Source organism: Streptomyces sp. MCA2, assembly GCF_023544705.1.
Classification (GTDB): Bacteria; Actinomycetota; Actinomycetes; order Streptomycetales; family Streptomycetaceae; genus Streptomyces; species Streptomyces decoyicus.
This window is the reverse complement of record NZ_JAMJFM010000005.1, coordinates 23,065-39,807: the sequence shown is the minus strand read 5'-3', so window position 1 is coordinate 39,807 and position 16,743 is coordinate 23,065. Positions and strand designations below refer to the sequence as shown.

The following is a 16,743-nucleotide window of genomic DNA, read 5'->3' as shown; positions in this document are numbered from 1 at the left end:
GTTAAGGTTCCGGTGCGCCCCGGCTGACCTGCGACGACACCGGGCCCGCGAAGGAACGACCGAGGAGATCAACAAGGTGCCCTTAAGGCGCAATTAAGCCTTTTCCTTGTCGCCCACACGAGGCATTGCCTCCCGGGCAAACCTCAGACGTCTCACCAACACCAGCAATTTCAGAGGAACTTGGCCTTGCCGGGCCCCTCCTCGACGAAGCTGCGCATACCGGTCTCCCGGTCCTCGGTCGCGAACAGCCCCGCAAACCAGTTGCGTTCGATGGTCAGGCCGGTGTCGATGTCCGTCTCCAGGCCCGCGTCGACGGATTCCTTGGCGGCCCGCAGCGCCAGTGCGGGGCCGGCCGCCAGCCGTGCCGCCCAGGCGTGCGCCTGCTCGTAGACCTCGGCGGCCGGCACCACCCGGTCGACCAGGCCGAGGGTGAGCGCCTCGTCGGCCTTCACCTGACGGCCGGTGAAGATCAGGTCCTTGGCCTTGGACGGGCCGACCAGCCGCGCCAGCCGCTGGGTGCCGCCGGCCCCCGGGATCAGTCCCAGCAGGATCTCCGGCTGGCCGAGCTTGGCGTTGTCGGCCGCGATCCGGAAGTCGGCGCAGAGCGCCAACTCGCAGCCGCCACCGAGCGCATAGCCGGTGACCGCGGCGACGACCGGCTTGGGGATCCGGGCCACGGCGGTGAACGAGTCCTGTAGGGCCTTGGAGCGCACGACCATGGCCGGGTGGTCCATGGCCTGCATTTCCTTGATGTCCGCACCGGCCGCGAACACCTTCTCGCCGCCCCACACGACGACGGCACGCACATCGTCGCGGCGGGTGACCTCCTCGGCCAGCTCGCGCAGCCGGTCCTGGGTGGCGATGTCCAGTGCGTTCATCGGCGGACGGTCCAGGCGGATGGTGCCGACGCCGTCGGCGACCTCGAGATTCACAGTCATGCGGGAAGGTTAGTACGCGTTAACGCCGTCGGGCCCGGTGCACTCCGTCACAGTGCACCGGGCCCGGTCGTCCTCCGGCCGCTCTACTGGCGGGCCTTCCACTTCTCCCAGGAGAGGTTCCAGTCGCTGAAGCCGTTGTCGGGCTGGATCGTTTCGTCATGCGAGTTCTTGACGATGACCACATCGCCGACGACGGAGTTGCGGAAGAACCACGCCGCCGGGGTGGAGCTGTCGCCGCCACCGCGCTGGTCGAAGAGGCCCACACAGCCGTGGCTGGCGTTGCGGTTGCCGAAGGTCGCGCTGCCCGACCAGTAGTTGCCGTGCAGGAACGTGCCGGAGGTGCTCAGCCGCAGCGCATGCGGGACGTCCTTGATGTCGTACTCGCCGCCGAAGCCGACGGTGTCACCGTTCATCCGCGTCACGAGATGCTTCTCGCTGATCACCATCTTGCCGTTGTACGTCTCGGTGCCCGGCGCGCCCGAGGTGATCGGGATGGTCTTGATCTTCTTGCCGTCGCGGACCACGGTCATCTCCTTCGACTCGGCGTCGACCGTGCTGACCTGACTGCGGCCGACGGTGAAGGAGACCTCCTTGGCCTGGGTGCCGTAGACACCGGGCCGGCCCTCGACGCCGTTGAGGTCGAGCTTGAGGGTGACCTTGGTGCCGGGCGCCCAGTACTTCTCGGGGCGGAAGTCGAGGCGGTCGTTGCCGAACCAGTGGCCCTCGACCGGGACCGACGGCTTCGCGGTGACCTTGATGGCGTCCTCGACGGCCTTCGGGTCGGTGATGCCGCGGGTGAAGTGGATCGATACCGGCATCCCGACGCCGACCTGCTGGCCGTTCTCGGGGCTGTACTGGCCGATGAAGGTGTTCTTGGGGACGAGGGTGGTGAAGCTGGAGTGCTCGGCGGCCTCCCGGCCCTTGCCGTCCACCGCTATGGCGTCGACGGTGTACTCCGTCGAGGCGCCCAGATGGCCGCTCGGCTGCCACAGGGCGCCGCTGCCCGCTATCTTCCCGTCGACCTCGTTGCCCTTGCCGTCCTTGACCTTGACGGACTTGAGCCTGCCCTTCTGGGCGGTCACCTTCAGCGCGCCGCTGGTGGCGACGTCATGCGCGCCGTCCTTGGGCGCTATCGTCACGGCGGCCTGCGAGGCGGCCTTGTCCCCGCCCGCCTTGCCGGCCGGACTGTCCTCGTCGCCGTCGCCGCCACATGCGGTCACCAGCAGCAACACCGCTCCGAGCACCAGGGCCAGCGGGCCCCCGCCCTTGTGCGGCCACCGACGCCGGCGAGCCGGCTCCCCCGAATTCGGCTGGACGTTCACAACTGGCCCCTTTTCCCCTCGCACGGCCCGCAGTCCCCCGCGCGCGGGTGCGGACAGCCGCGCGCTTGCCGTTAGATAACCACACCGCGGTGACAGTGAACTCCCCGTGAACGTCACCGTTTAGTCCCAAGTGCGGGGGTGGTGCGGGGGCAGGGGGCGGGCGGTCCCGCGGGCCGGTGTTCCGGTCAGTCCAGCGCGGACCCGGCCCGCCACAATTCCCAGGGCATGTTCCAGCCGCCGAGGCCGTTGTCCGGCGCGACCGTACGCTCCGGGGAATGCTGCACCACCACGGTGTCGCCGACGATCGAGCGGCCGAAGAACCAGCCCGCCGGGGTGTGCGGGCCGCCTCCCTTGATGTCCTTGAGCCCGACACAGCCATGGCTGGTGTTGAGGCCGCCGAAGATCTCGGGCGGCGCCCAGTAGTTGCCGTGGAGGAAGGTCCCGGACCTGGTGAGGCGCATGGCGTGCGGCACGTCCGGGATGTCGTACTCGCCGCCGAAGCCGACGGTGTCGCCGTCCATCCGGGTCATCGAGTGCCGCTCCAGGATCACCATCTTCCCGTTGTAGGTGGGGTTCTCGTCGTCGCCCGCGGTGACCGGCAGCACCGCCACCACCCGGCCGCCCTGGTGCACCGTCATGGTGTGCCGGGCCGCATCGATGACGCTGACCTGGTCCCGGCCCACCCGGTAGTGGACGGTCCTGCGCTGCGTCCCGTAGGCGCCCGGTCCGGCCTTCACCCCGCGCAGCCGCAGCTCCACCGTGATCTCGGTGCCCGGGCGCCAGCGCTCACGGGGCCGGAAGTCCAGCCGGCGGTGGCCGAACCAGTGGGCGGCGATCTCGACGGCGGGCCGGGCGCTGACCTTGACGGCGCGCTCGACGGCCGCGCGGTCGGCGAGCGGCCGGTTGAAGACCAGCGAGAAGATCAGGCCGGTGCCGACCGTGGCGTCGCTCTGCGGGGAGAAGTGGCCGGTGAAGCGGCGGGCGGGTACGGAGGTGGTGAAGGTGGTGTGGCGGGCCGAGCGGTGGCCTGCGCCGTCCAGCGCCACCGCGTCGACGGTGTACTTCGCGCCGAGTTGGAGACGTCCGGGCACCGGCCGCCAGGCCATGCCGTCCGGCGAGATCCGCCCGGCGACCGGCTGCCGGCCGGCGTCACCGGTCCGGCTGACCTCGACCCGCTCCAGCCGCCCCTGGGGCACCCGGACCTCGAACCGCCCGTCGGCGCGCACGCCGTGCGCGCCGTTGTGCGGGATGACCCTGATCGTCTCCTCCGGGGAGCGCGGTTTGCCGCCGACGAACTCCTCCGCGTCCGCGCAGCCGGCCAGCGCCACCGCCCCGGCGAGCCCGGCCACGGCGGCGAGGACGACGCGGGTACGGCGGGCCGCCCGCGCCGCCGCCCGACCGCCCGTCCGGACCTGCGCCCGGTCCGGCACCCGGCCCCGCACACGGTTTCCCTGGCGGTGCTTCGCTCGGTCCCCTGCTCGGTCCTGCTGATGGGCGGTCATATACCGGATTGTGACGGATGATGCTCAAGTTAGGAGGTATGCCGCGTAACGGAATGTCACGGACACGTAAGGCGGAACAATCAGCCCTCGCCGCGAGAAGCGTGCGGCAACGCCCGGTTGCGGGCAGAACAACGGGGAGGGCGGGGACACCTGCACGGCCGGGACTCCTCCAGCTGACGCTGGGCGGTACCCCCATGCCGGGGACGCCGCCCGACCGAGCCATGAGCCGCAGGAGGCCGGCACGTGTCGAGCGCACCCGAGCAGGAGGCGGTGGCAGATGAACCACTCGCCCCACCCGCTGACATCCGCCCCGGCAACCCCACGCCCCTAGGGGCCCGATACCGCACCGGCCCCGATGGCATCGCCGGCACCAACTTCGCCCTGTGGGCGGGCGGCGCCGAGGCCGTGGAACTGTGTCTGTTCGACGACGCGGAGCGCGAGACGCGCCATGCGCTGACCGAGCTCACCCACGAGATCTGGCACGGCTTCCTGCCCGGCGTCCGCCCCGGCCAGCGCTACGGCTACCGGGTGCACGGCCGCTGGGACCCCTGGAGCGGCGCCCGCTGGAACCCGGCGAAGCTGCTGCTGGACCCGTATGCCAGGGCTGTGGACGGCGACTTCGGCGCCCGTACGGAGCGGTCCGGGGCGGGGTCCGCACTGCCCGCCCAGCTCTACGGGCATGTCCGCGACTGGCCGCAGCAGCAGGCCGCCGACACCGTGCGCGACGACCGGGACTCGGCGCCGTACGTCCCCAAGGGCGTCGTGGTCGGCGAGGACACCGGGGACGAGGGCGGCGCCGACGAATGGGAGGACGACCGCAGGCCCAAGACGCCGTGGCCGGATTCCGTCCTCTACGAACTGCATGTGCGCGGCTTCACGATGCGTCACCCCGGTGTTCCGGAGCGGCTGCGCGGCACGTACGCGGGGCTCGCGCACCCCGCCGCGCTGGAGCACCTCGTCCGGCTCGGTGTCACCGCCGTCGAGCTGCTGCCCGTCCACCAGTTCGCGCACGAGGACCATCTGGTGCGCCGGGGGCTGCGCAACTACTGGGGCTACAACTCCCTCGGCTACTTCGCGCCGCATGCCGGATACGCCGCCACCGGGACCCGGGGGCAGCAGGTCGGCGAGTTCAAGCGGATGGTGCGGGCGCTGCACGACGCGGGCATCGAGGTGATCCTCGACGTCGTCTACAACCACACCGCGGAGGCCGGCGAGCTGGGCCCGACGCTCTCCCTGCGGGGCATCGACAACCGCGGCTACTACCGCCTGGCGAACGAGGCCCGCCGCTACACCGACTACACCGGCTGCGGCAACACCCTGCATGTCGTCCAGCCCCATGTCCTGCGGCTGATCACCGATTCGCTGCGCTACTGGGTCACCGAGATGGGCGTGGACGGCTTCCGCTTCGATCTGGCGGCCGCACTGGCCCGCTCCATGCACGACGTCGACATGCTCTCCCCGTTCCTCGCGGTGATCGCCCAGGACCCGGTGCTGCGCCGGGTCAAGCTGATCGCCGAGCCCTGGGACGTGGGATCGGGCGGCTACCAGGTCGGCGCCTTCCCGCCGCTGTGGACGGAGTGGAACGACCGCTACCGCGACACCGTCCGCGACTTCTGGCGCGGTGCCCAGCACGATGTCCGCGACCTGGGCTACCGCCTCTCCGGATCGAGCGACCTGTACGCCTGGGGCGGCCGCCGCCCGTACGCCTCGGTCAACTTCATCACCGCGCACGACGGCTTCACCCTCCGCGACCTGGTCACCTACGAGCACAAGCGCAACGCGGACAACGGCGAGGGCAACCGCGACGGCACCCACGACAACCGGTCCTGGAACTGCGGTGCCGAGGGCGAGACCGACGACCCGGACGTCACCGCACTGCGCCACCGCCAGCTGCGCAATCTGCTGACCACGCTCCTGCTGTCGACGGGCGTGCCGATGCTGGTCGCCGGTGACGAGATGGGCCGCACCCAGCACGGCAACAACAACGCCTACTGCCAGGACAACGCGACCAGTTGGCTCGACTGGTCGCTGCTGGAGGACCCCCGGTGGCGGCCGCTGGCCGACCTCGCCGCCCGGCTCATCGCCCTGCGCCGCGCCCACCCCGTGCTCCGCCGCCGGGCGTTCTTCTCCGGGCGGCCGCATCAGCAGGGCGGTCTGCGCGATCTCGCCTGGTTCACCGCGGACGGTACGGAGATGGCCGAGCAGGACTGGTACACCCCGGGAGCCACGCTGGGCATGTACCTCTCAGGGAACGACATCTCCCAGCGCGACGCCCGCGGCATCCGCATCGTCGACGACAGCTTCCTCGCCGTGCTCCACGCCGCCGCCCACCCCCGCCCGTTCACCCTCCCGGGGCCGCCCTGGGCCCGCGCCTACGAGCTCCTCGTCGACACGGCCAGGGAGGAGCAGCCGGGGGCGGCGGAGCCGCCGTACGCGGCCGGCAGCACGGTCACGCTGGCCGGGCGGTCGGTGGTGCTGTTCCGGGCGGTGCCGGGCTGAGGCGAGGGCGGCGGCGCCATGGGGCCGTCGGCGGTGGGGCGGCCGGACCTGCGAGGGGGGCGGCTCCGGCCGGCCAGCGGCGGGGCGGCTCGAAACGGCGGGCGGGGCGCCGGTCGGGAAAAACCGCATGAGCGTTGTCAGTGACGCGCCTTACGCTCGCGAGTGATGGCCGATACCGCGCACACCTCGCCCCCGCCCGACCGGACCGCCTTACCTCAACCCTCCGCAGTGCGCTCGCTGTTGCGCCTGTGGCCGTTCGCCCGGCCCGTGCGGGTGCGCCTGTTCACCGCTGCGTTCGTGGGCGTGCTCGCCTCGTGCATCGGCCTGGTCATCCCGCTGGTGCTCAAGTGGATGGTGGACGGGCCCGTGGCGGAGCGCGATCCGGGCGGCGTGTGGCTCGGTGGCGCCTACCTGCTGCTGCTCGGGGTCGCGGAGGCGCTGCTGTTCGGGCTGCGGCGCCGGCTGGTGGCGCGTCCGCTGGCCGGGGTGGAGGCGGCGATGCGTGACGCGCTGTACCGCCATCTCCAGCGGCTGCCGGTCGCCTTCCACGACCGCTGGCCCTCGGGCCAGTTGTTGTCGCGCGGCACGACAGACCTTCAGCTGGTGCGCCTGTTTCTCGCCTTCCCTCTGACGTTTCTGCTGGTCAACGCCACCACCATCCTGGTGGGCGCGGTGCTCCTGCTGGTCCAGCGGTGGTCGCTGGGGCTGGTGCTGCTGGCGCCCGTGGTGCCGCTGATGGTGCTGTGCTCGGTCTTCGAGGCGAAGTACGGTCGCGCCGCGCGCCGGACCCAGGACCAGCTGGGCGATCTGACGACGGTGGTCGAGGAGTCGGTGCTCGGCATCCGCATCATCAAGGGCTTCGGACGCCATCGCAGCCAGGCCCGGGCCTTCCGGGAGCTGACGCACGCGCTGCGTACGTCCGAACTCCGCAAGGCGCGGCTGCTGGCCTGGATCCTGGGGTTCAACACCACGCTCCCGGAGATCGCGATCGGCGGCGCCCTGGTGCTCGGCACGCTCCAGGTGGCCGACGGCGTGCTGTCCGCGGGCACCCTCGTCGCCTTCCTGTCGACCGCGCTGGCGCTGCGCTGGCCGGTGGAGTCGATCGGCTTCCTGCTGGCCATGGGCAACGAGGCGGCGACGGCAAGCGACCGGTACTTCGAGGTCATGGACGTGCCGGCGGTGGACACACAGGGTACGGACGCACCCGGTACGGGCGCACCGGGTGCGGGCGCTCCAGGGACGGGCGTTCCGGGTACGGACGCTCCGGACCGGCGCGAATCGGCCACGGAGAGACCGATCCCGGAGGACCCGGCTCTGAAGGAACCGGCCCTGAAGGAACCAGCCCTGACGGAACCGGCCGCACAGGAACCGGCCGCGCAGGACCCGGCATCCGCCGGTACCGGCGGGCTGGTCTTCTCCGGTGTCGAGTTCCGCTACCCCGACGCGCCGCCGGACTCCCCGCCCCTCCTCAAGGACATCACCCTGCACATCCGGCCCGGCGAGACGATGGCGCTGGTCGGGGCGACGGGCAGCGGGAAGACCACCCTCACGGCGCTGGTGCCGCGGCTGTACGACCCCACGGCGGGCCGGATCCGCCTCGACGGGCGCGATCTGGCGACGCTCGGCCGGGACGAGGTCCGTGCGCTGGTCGCGGTGGCCTTCGAGGAGCCGACGCTCTTCTCGGCGACCGTCGCGGAGAACGTGCTGATGGGCGGGGAGAACGCCCAGGAGAGCGATCTTGGGCGGGCGTTGGCGGTGGCGCAGGCCGAGGGCTTCGTCGGCGCGCTCCCCGAAGGCAGTGCGACCCAGGTCGGCGAGCAGGGGCTGAGCCTGTCCGGCGGGCAGCGGCAACGGCTCGCCCTGGCGCGTGCCGTGGTCGGCCGCCCGCGCTTCCTGATCCTCGACGATCCGCTCTCCGCCCTCGATGTGCACACCGAAGCCCTGGTGGAGGCGGCGCTGCGCCGGGTCCTGGCGACCACCACCGCCCTGGTCGTCGCCCACCGGCCGTCCACGGTCCTGCTCGCCGACCGGGTGGCGCTGCTCTCCGGCGGCCGGATCGCCGCCGTCGGCACCCACCACCAACTGCTGCGGGACAACCCCGAGTACACCGCCCTGATGTCCGGCGAGGGAGAGGCCGCCCGATGACCACCACCGCGACCGGTCTCCCGCCCGACGACCCCGAGGGCCGCCCCGGCCCGCAGCAGCAGCCCCCTTCCGCACCGCGGCGGCCGGAGGCCGGGAACTCCCCCGCAGCCGACTCCTTCGCCCTCGATGAGCTCCCCACCCCCAAGGGCGCCTCGCGCACCCTCCTCGGCTCGCTCCTGGCGCCGCAGCGGCGCCGGGTCCGGGCGGTGGCCGTCCTGCTGCTGCTCCAGCAGGCCGCCGTGCAGGCCGGGCCGCTGCTGGTCGCCTACGCGCTCGACCGCGCGGTCCCGGCGCTGCGGGCGGGCGATCACGGGCCGCTGATCGCCGTGGCGGTGGCGGCGGTGCTGTGCGCGGGGGCGTCCGGCGGGCTCCAGTTCGGCTTCATCCAGCTCTCCGCGCGGGTCAGCCAGGAAGTCCTGCTCGACCTCCGCGGGCGGATCTTCCGGCATGCGCAGGCGCTGAGCCTGGACTTCCACGAGCGCTATACGTCCGGCCGGCTGATCTCGCGGGCCACCACGGACGTGGAGTCGCTGCGCGAACTCCTCGAAGAGGGGCTCCAGGAGCTGGTCACCATCATCCTGTCGACGGTCTACATCACCGCCACCCTGGTCTACCTGGACTGGGGCTTCGGCGCGGCCGCCCTCGCCTCCGCCGTGCCGCTCGCCCTCCTCGTACGCTCCTTCCGGCGCCGTTCGCACCGGGTCTACAGCGCGAAGTCCACGGCGATGGCGGGCGTCATCGTGAAGTTCACCGAGACCCTGAACGGCATCCGTCCGGTGCAGGCGTTCCGCCGTGAGCGGCCGAACGACGCCGCCTTCGCCCGGCTCAACCACGAGCACGCACGGATCAACGGCGACACCTTCCTGGAGATGGCGCGCTATGTCGTCCTCTCCCGGCTGGCGGCCAATACCGCGGTCGCCGCGATCGTCCTGTGGGGCGCCTACCGCGTGGCCACGGGCGGTCTGGCGCTCGGCGTCCTGGCCGCCGGGGTGCTCTATCTGCGGCGGCTGTACGACCCCATCGACCGCCTCGGGATGTTCCTCAACGCCTATGAATCCGCGGCCGCTTCCCTCCAGAAGATCGCCGGACTGCTCGCCCGGCGCCCCGGCGTCCCCGAGCCCGGGGCACCCGCCACGCTGCCGGCCGTCGCGCCCGGCCGGCCGGGCCGCGAGGCCGTCTTCCGCGGCGTCCGGTTCGCCTACCGCACCGGCGGCGAGGTGCTGCCGCGCTTCGATCTGACCCTTGCGGCGGGCACCACCGTCGCCGTGGTGGGCGCCACCGGGGCCGGCAAGTCCACCCTCGCCAAGCTGCTGGCCCGCTTCTACGACCCCACCGAGGGCCAGGTGCTGCTCGACGGCGTCGATCTGCGCGCGCTGTCCACCACCACGCTGCGCCGCGGCGTCGTCATGGTCACCCAGGAGGCGTTCCTGTTCTCCGGCACGGTCGCCGACAACATCGCCCTCGGCCGCCCGGACGCCACCCGTGAGGAGATCGAACACGCCGCGAAGGCCATCGGCGCCCATGACTTCATCGCCGCCCTGCCCGACGGCTACGACACCGATGTCCGCAAGCGCGGCGGCCGGATCTCCGCCGGCCAGCGCCAACTGGTCGGCTTCGCCCGCGCCCTGCTCGCCGACCCCGCCGTGCTCATCCTCGACGAGGCCACCAGCTCCCTGGACATCCCCGGTGAACGTGCGGTGCAGCGCGCCATGACCACGGTGCTGCACGGCCGTACGGCCCTGGTGATCGCGCACCGCCTCTCGACCGTCGACATCGCCGACCGGGTCCTGGTGATGGCCGACGGCCGGATCGTCGAGGACGGCCCGCCGGCGCACCTCATCGCCGACCGGGGCCGGTTCGCCGAGCTGCATCAGGCGTGGCGGGACAGCGTGGGGTAGGGGGCCCAGACGGCATGAGGGGGCACGGCGTGAGGGGACGCACGGCATGAGGGGGCGGACGGCATGACGGAGACGGCGGGCGGGCCGGGAGTTCCCCGCCCTCGCGGTGCCGGGCGGTATCTGTGGTGGCTGGTGGCGAGCCAGCGGTGGCGGGTGGCGGCGGGCGCCTCGTACGGAAGTCTGTGGATGGTGGGGCTGATGCTGCCGCCGTATGTGCTGTCGCGGGCCATCGACGACGGGCTGGTGCCGGGCCGGATGCCGGTACTGGCCGGCTGGGTGGCGGTGCTGCTGGCGGTCGGGGCGGTGAACGCCTGGCTGGCGGTCCTGCGGCATCGCACGATGACCCGTATCCGGATGGACGCCACCTTCCGTACGGTGCGGGCCGTGGTGGCCCAGACGCTGCGGCTGGGAGCGTCGCTGCCCCACAAGGTGACCGCCGGGGAGGTCGTCACGATCGGGATCGGCGATGTCGCGGTGATCAGCCAGACGCTGACGATGACCGGGCCCGGCGTCGGCGGGGTGCTGGCGTATGCGGTCGTCGCCGTGCTGCTGCTGGCCGTCTCGCCGCTGCTGGCCGCCGTGGTGCTGCTGGGTGTGCCGCTGCTCGCGGTGCTGGTCGGGCCGCTGCTGGGGCGGTTGCAGGGAGCGGAGACGCGGTACCGCGAGCGGCAGAGCGGGCTGGCGGCACGGCTGACGGACCTGGTCGGCGGACTGCGGGTGCTCAACGGCCTGGGCGGCAAAGAGGTGTTCGCCGACCGCTACCGGCGCGCGTCCCAGGCGCTGCGCGGCGAGGGGTACCGCGTCGGGTCGGTGACGAGCTGGGTCCAGGCCCTCGGGGTCGGCCTGCCGACGCTGTTCCTGGCCGCGGTGACCTGGCCGGCGGCCCGGATGGCGGCCCAAGGGACCATCACGGTGGGCGAGTTGGTGGCGGTCTACGGCTATGCGGCGGCCCTGGTGGTGCCGGTGTCGTTCTTCATCGAGGGCGGCTACGACCTCACCCGGGGGCTGGTGGCCGCCCGGCGGGTCGTACGGTTCCTGGCGCTGGAGCCGGAGCGCGCGAGGGATCCCCGTGCGGCACGGGACGCTCCCGGCGCCGCCTCCGTGCTGCGTGATCCGGCGTCGGGTGTCGAGGTGGTTCCCGGGCTGCTGACCGCACTGGTCACCGCCCGGCCGGCCGAATCGGCGGCGGTGGTCGACCGCCTCGGCCGGTTCGCGGATTCGGCCGCGACCTGGGGCGTGGTACGTCTCGACGAGATCGCGCCACGGCAGCTCCGTGAGCGGATCCTGGTCGCGGACAACGAAGCGGATCTGTTCGCCGGGACACTGCGCGAGGTGGTCGCCGGGCGCCGGGACCCGTCCGAGGAGGCGATCGGCCGCGCCCTCCGGACGGCCGTGGCCGAGGACATCGTCCGCGCTCTGCCGGACGGGCTGGGCGCCCCGGTCGAGGCGCAGGGCCGCAATCTCTCCGGCGGACAGCGACAGCGGCTGCGCCTGGTGCGGGCACTGCTGGCCGACCCCGAGGTGCTGCTCGCCGTCGAACCGGCCTCGGCCGTCGACGCACACACCGAGGCGGCCCTCGCGACCCGGCTGCACACCGCCCGTGCGGGCCGGACGACGGTGGTCACCAGCACCTCACCACTGCTGCTCGACCGGGCCGACCGGGTGTATTTCCTCGTCGACGGCACGGTCGCGGCAGTCGGCAGCCACCGTGAACTCCTCGACGGGCAGCCCGGATACCGCCGCCTGGTATCCCGTGGCGAGGGCGCGGAGGACGACGTCGACGGCACCGGCACCGTGGGCGCCGCCGGGCAGTCCGTGGCGGAGGAGGGTGCGCGATGACGACGTCCCCCGGCAGGCCCGGACGGGCGGATGACGCCCTGCCGGACGGTGCGGCGCTCCCGGTGGCCGATCGGGCCACCACCCGGCGGGCCGCGCTGCGACTGGTCCGGCGGGACGGCCGGGCCTTCGCCCTGATGCTCGCGCTGAACGCACTGGCCGCCGGCGCCGGCCTGGCCGGGCCCTGGCTGCTCGGCCGGATCGTCGACACGGTCCGGGACGGCGGCGGGGTGCGCACGGTGGACCGGCTGGCGGCGGCCCTGGTGGTGTGCGCGGTGGCGCAGCTGCTGCTGGCGCGGTACGCCCGGTTCGTCGGGCACCGCTTCGGCGAACGGACCGTGGCGCGGGTCCGCGAGCAGTACGTCGACCGGGCGCTGGCGCTGCCCGCCGCGGCGGTGGAGCGGGCGGGTACCGGCGATCTGACGGCCCGCGGCACGACGGATGTCACCGCGGTCGCACAGACGCTGCGGGACGCCGCGCCGGAGGTGTTCATCGCCGCGTCGCAGGCGCTGTTCCTGCTGGCCGCGGTGGTGGTGCTCGATCCGCTGCTCGGCGCGTGCGGGCTGGGGCTGCTGTGCGGCCTGGTCGCGGTCCGGTGGTATCTGCGCCGGGCCCGCACCGCGTATCTGGCGGAGGGGGCGGCGACCTCGGCGCTGGCCGAGCTGCTGGCGGCCACCGCCGCGGGCGCCCGGACCGTCGAGGCCCTGGGGCTCGAGGAGCGCCGGACGGCGGCGAGCGAGCAGGCCATCGAGCGGTGCCGCCGCACCCGCACCCGCACGCTGTTCCTGCGCAGTGTGCTGCTGCCCGCCGTGGACCTCTCGTACGTCCTCCCGGTGGTCGGCGTGCTGCTGGTCGGCGGGGCGATGCAGGGACGGGGCGGGATCAGCCTGGGCGTGGTGGTCTCCGCGGCGCTGTATCTGCGGCAGCTGTCCGAACCGCTTCAGACGATCCTGCTCTGGGTCGAACAACTCCAGAGCAGCGGCGCCGCGTTCGCCCGTGTCGAGGGCCTGGGCCGGGCGCCGCGGACCACCGGGGCCGCCCCCGCGGCCCTCCTGCCCCGCCCCTCCCCGGAGCCCTCCCCCGTCCCCGCCGTCCCCGCCGACGACCGCATCGACGTCACCGCCGTCCACTACGCCTACGACCCCGGGGGCGGCGGCCCGCGTCCCGCCGCCCCTCGCGATGTCCTGCGCGGTGTGGACCTGACCGTCCGTCCCGGCGAACGCCTCGCCCTGGTCGGCCCGTCGGGGGCCGGCAAATCCACCCTGGGGCGGCTGCTGGCGGGCATCGACGCGCCGCGCAGCGGCTCGGTGACCGTCGGGCGGGTGCCGGTCGCCGCGCTGGATCCGGAGGTGCTGCGCCGGCAGATCGTCCTCGTGACGCAGGAGCACCACGTCTTCCTCGGCACCGTCCGGGACAATCTGCGGATCGCCGCGCCGGATGCCGATGACGCCACGCTGCGCGGCGCACTTGCCGCCGTGGGGGCCGACTGGGCCGCCGGGCTGCCGGCCGGTCTGGACACCGAACTGGGCGCCGGCGGCCACCACCCAGACGGCGCCCAGTCCCAGCAACTGGCCCTGGCCCGGGTGGTGCTGGCGGATCCGCACACCCTGATCCTGGACGAGGCGACCGCGCTGCTCGACCCCCGTACGGCACGGCACACGGAACGCGCGCTGGCCGCCGTCCTGAAGGGCCGTACGGTCATCGCCATCGCGCACCGCCTGCACACCGCACACGACGCGGACCGGGTGGCCGTCATGGAGGCCGGCCGGCTGACCGAACTCGGCACCCACGACGAGCTGGTGACGGCGGACGGCGCGTATGCCGCCCTGTGGCGCTCCTGGCACAGCTAGGGCAGTCGGCAAAGTCACGCCCCCGGTGCCCCGAGGCGCCCGGCGGGTCGGATCTTCCGGGGACGGGATCCGGACGGCTATGAGCTGCGGTGGGAGCGGCTTCCGGAGGTTTGAAAGGGCGTGGACGGGTCGCGCGGCCGATCACGGGCCGTCCGGCTACCGGACACCGATTTCGCGCAACGGACGGTTTCCGGCCAATCGTTGAACGGACCCTGACAACAAGCCACTTGTGGTGGGACTCTTCCCGGCAACCGCCGCACGGATCCCCACAGCACCACATCCCGCGGCCGCAGGTACCGCCTGCTCCACCGGCACCACCCGTACGTCCAGCACCTCTCGTACGTCCAGCACCTCCCGTACGTCTCCCCCCACACGCTCCAAGAGTTCTGCCTCGCTCTGCCCGGACGGCCGCTTCGCCGCCCGGTCCCCCTCGGCCGCCTCGCCACGCAGCGGCCACCGCAGAAGGAGTCAGTGTGAGACGCACCCCCCATGGACGCGCCGTTGCGACCGGCGCACTCGTCGCCGTCACGGCGATGCTGGCAGTCGGCGTCCAGGCCGGCACCGGCACGGCGGCCGCCCCGCGGCCGGGCACCGCGCATGCCACCCCCGATCCCGGCGCCCTGCCGGCCAAGCTGTCCCCGTCCCAGCGTGCGGAGCTGATACGGGCAGCCGGCGCCACCACCGCCGAGACCGCGCGGCAGCTGAAGCTCGGCGCGAAGGAGAAGCTGGTCGTCAAGGACGTCTCGAAGGACGTCGACGGCACCGTCCACACCCGCTACGAGCGCACCTACGACGGACTGCCCGTCCTCGGCGGCGACCTCGTGGTGCACGAGAGCAAGGGCGGCACGCTCAAGGGCGTCACCAAGGCCGTGCGCTCCCAGATCAAGGTCGCCGGCACCACCGCGAAGGTGAAGCCGGCCGCGGCCGAGGCGAAGGCCGTCAAGTCGGCGCAGGCGCTCGGGTCGAAGAAGACCGAGGCCTCGAAGGCGCCGCGCAAGGTGGTCTGGGTCGCCGACGGCAAGCCGCTGCTCGCGTACGAAACCGTGGTCGGCGGGCTCCAGGACGACGGCACCCCCAACGAGCTGCACGTCATCACGGATGCCACGACCGGCGCCAAGCTCTTCCAGTACCAGGGCATCGAGAACGGCGTCGGCAACACCCAGTACAGCGGCAAGGTCACCATCGGATCGTCGGGCTCGGCGCCGAACTTCTCGCTGACCGACCCCACCCGCGGCAACCACAAGACCTACGACCTCAAGCACGGCTCCTCCGGGACCGGCACGCTGTACACCGACGCGGATGACACCTGGGGCGACGGCACCCCGCAGAACACCCAGACGGCGGGTGCCGACGCGGCCTTCGGTGCCCAGGTGACCTGGGACTACTACAAGAACGTGCACGGCCGCAGCGGCATCAAGGGCGACGGCGTCGGCGCGTACTCCCGGGTGCACTACGGCAACAGCTACGTCAACGCCTTCTGGGACGACGGCTGCTTCTGCATGACGTACGGCGACGGCAGCGGCAACTCCGCCCCGCTGACCTCCATCGACGTGGCCGGCCACGAGATGTCGCACGGTGTCACCGCGGCCACCGCGAACCTCACCTACAGCGGTGAGTCCGGCGGCCTGAACGAGGCGACCTCCGACATCTTCGGTACGGCGGTGGAGTTCTACGCCAACAACTCCTCCGACCCCGGTGACTACCTCATCGGCGAGAAGATCGACATCAATGGCGACGGCACCCCGCTGCGCTACATGGACAAGCCGTCCAAGGACGGTGCGTCGGCCGACTACTGGTCGAGCAACGTCGGCAACAAGGACGTGCACTACTCGTCCGGTGTCGCCAACCACTTCTTCTACCTGCTGTCCGAGGGCAGCGGCCCGAAGGACATCGGCGGCGTCCACTACGACAGCCCGACCTCCGACAATCTGCCGGTCCCGGGCATCGGCCGGGCCAACGCCGAGAAGGTCTGGTTCAAGGCACTCAGCCAGTACATGAGCGCCAACACCAACTACGCGGCCGCCCGCACCGCCACCCTCAAGGCCGCCGCCGACCTGTTCGGTGAGGGCAGCGCCTCGTACAACACGGTCGCCAACACCTGGGCGGCGGTCAACGTCGGATCCCGCGTCCCGGACAGCGGCGCGGTCTCCGTCACCAACCCGGGCAGCCAGACCAGCACCGTGGGCCAGGCGGCGAGCCTCCAGATCAAGGCGAGCAGCGGCACCGCGGGCGCACTGTCGTACGCGGCGACCGGGCTGCCCGCCGGGCTGTCGCTCAACGCGACCACCGGTCTGATCTCCGGTACGCCGACCACGGCCGGCACCGGCACGGTGACGGTCACGGTCACCGACGCCGCGAAGAAGACCGGTAACACCGCCTTCACCTGGACCATCAACCCGGCCGGCGGCAGCAACGTCTTCGAGAACACCGACGACGTGGCGATCCCGGACGCGGGCGCGGCGGTCACCTCACCGCTCAATGTCGGCCGCACCGGCAACGCACCGAGCACGCTGAAGGTCGCGGTGGACATCGTGCACACCTACCGCGGTGACCTGGTCGTGGACCTGATCGCCCCGGACGGCACGGCCTACCGGCTGAAGAACTCCAGCGCCTTCGACTCGGCGGCCAACGTGAAGACGACCTACACCGTCAACGCCTCCTCGGAGAAGGCGAGCGGGACCTGGAAACTCCGGGTCCAGGACGTCTACTCTCAGGACTCCGGCTACATCAACGGCTGGAAGCTGACGTTCTGA

General features: G+C 72.4%; 9 protein-coding genes. 6 read left to right on the top strand and 3 right to left on the bottom strand.

Going from position 1 to position 16,743, the window contains the following annotated elements:
- Positions 1 to 170: 170 nt before the first annotated feature.
- From M8I34_RS05595 to M8I34_RS05585, 3 genes are all read right to left on the bottom strand, one after another.
- Entirely contained in the window at positions 171 to 938 is a 768-nt protein-coding gene (locus M8I34_RS05595) for an enoyl-CoA hydratase/isomerase family protein (protein ID WP_250048188.1), read from the bottom strand.
- Positions 939 to 1,021: 83 nt separating this feature from the next.
- A complete protein-coding gene (locus tag M8I34_RS05590; protein ID WP_250048187.1) occupies positions 1,022 to 2,260 on the bottom strand; it encodes an Ig-like domain-containing protein in 1,239 nt (412 codons plus the stop codon).
- A gap of 185 nt (positions 2,261 to 2,445) precedes the next feature.
- Entirely contained in the window at positions 2,446 to 3,762 is a 1,317-nt protein-coding gene (locus tag M8I34_RS05585) for an Ig-like domain-containing protein (protein ID WP_250048186.1), read from the bottom strand.
- Positions 3,763 to 4,005: 243 nt separating this feature from the next.
- On the opposite strand from M8I34_RS05585, the gene glgX reads away from it, so the two are divergent.
- The 6 genes from glgX (at position 4,006) to M8I34_RS05555 (ending at position 16,743) form a co-directional block, all read left to right on the top strand.
- The gene (gene glgX / locus M8I34_RS05580; protein ID WP_250048185.1) at positions 4,006 to 6,261 is read left to right on the top strand and encodes a glycogen debranching protein GlgX; all 2,256 of its coding nucleotides are present in this window, start codon (positions 4,006 to 4,008) and stop codon (positions 6,259 to 6,261) included.
- Positions 6,262 to 6,426: 165 nt separating this feature from the next.
- Positions 6,427 to 8,406: an ABC transporter ATP-binding protein gene (locus M8I34_RS05575; protein ID WP_250048184.1), complete on the top strand. Its 1,980-nt coding sequence runs from the start codon at positions 6,427 to 6,429 to the stop codon at positions 8,404 to 8,406.
- Complete coding sequence (locus M8I34_RS05570) at positions 8,403 to 10,304, top strand: ABC transporter ATP-binding protein (RefSeq protein ID WP_250048183.1); 1,902 nt, start codon at positions 8,403 to 8,405, stop codon at positions 10,302 to 10,304. Before M8I34_RS05575 ends, M8I34_RS05570 begins: the two co-directional genes overlap by 4 nt.
- A 63-nt stretch (positions 10,305 to 10,367) precedes the next feature.
- Positions 10,368 to 12,143, top strand: coding sequence for an ABC transporter ATP-binding protein (locus M8I34_RS05565; protein WP_250048182.1), 1,776 nt, complete (start codon positions 10,368 to 10,370; stop codon positions 12,141 to 12,143).
- Positions 12,140 to 13,990, top strand: coding sequence for an ABC transporter ATP-binding protein (locus tag M8I34_RS05560; RefSeq protein ID WP_250048181.1), 1,851 nt, complete (start codon positions 12,140 to 12,142; stop codon positions 13,988 to 13,990). Before M8I34_RS05565 ends, M8I34_RS05560 begins: the two co-directional genes overlap by 4 nt.
- Before the next feature lie 473 nt (positions 13,991 to 14,463).
- Positions 14,464 to 16,743 carry a M4 family metallopeptidase gene (locus M8I34_RS05555; RefSeq protein WP_250048180.1) on the top strand — a complete coding sequence of 760 codons (2,280 nt, stop codon included), beginning with the start codon at positions 14,464 to 14,466 and terminating at the stop codon, positions 16,741 to 16,743.

Excerpts from the sequence above, each read along its gene's own strand:
- M8I34_RS05595 (WP_250048188.1), bottom strand. The coding sequence starts at position 938 with ATGACTGTGAATCTCGAGGTCGCCGACGGCGTCGGCACCATCCGCCTG.
- M8I34_RS05585 (WP_250048186.1), bottom strand. The coding sequence starts at position 3,762 with ATGACCGCCCATCAGCAGGACCGAGCAGGGGACCGAGCGAAGCACCGC.
- M8I34_RS05575 (WP_250048184.1), top strand. The coding sequence starts at position 6,427 with ATGGCCGATACCGCGCACACCTCGCCCCCGCCCGACCGGACCGCCTTA.
- M8I34_RS05570 (WP_250048183.1), top strand. The coding sequence starts at position 8,403 with ATGACCACCACCGCGACCGGTCTCCCGCCCGACGACCCCGAGGGCCGC.
- M8I34_RS05565 (WP_250048182.1), top strand. The coding sequence starts at position 10,368 with ATGACGGAGACGGCGGGCGGGCCGGGAGTTCCCCGCCCTCGCGGTGCC.
- M8I34_RS05560 (WP_250048181.1), top strand. The coding sequence starts at position 12,140 with ATGACGACGTCCCCCGGCAGGCCCGGACGGGCGGATGACGCCCTGCCG.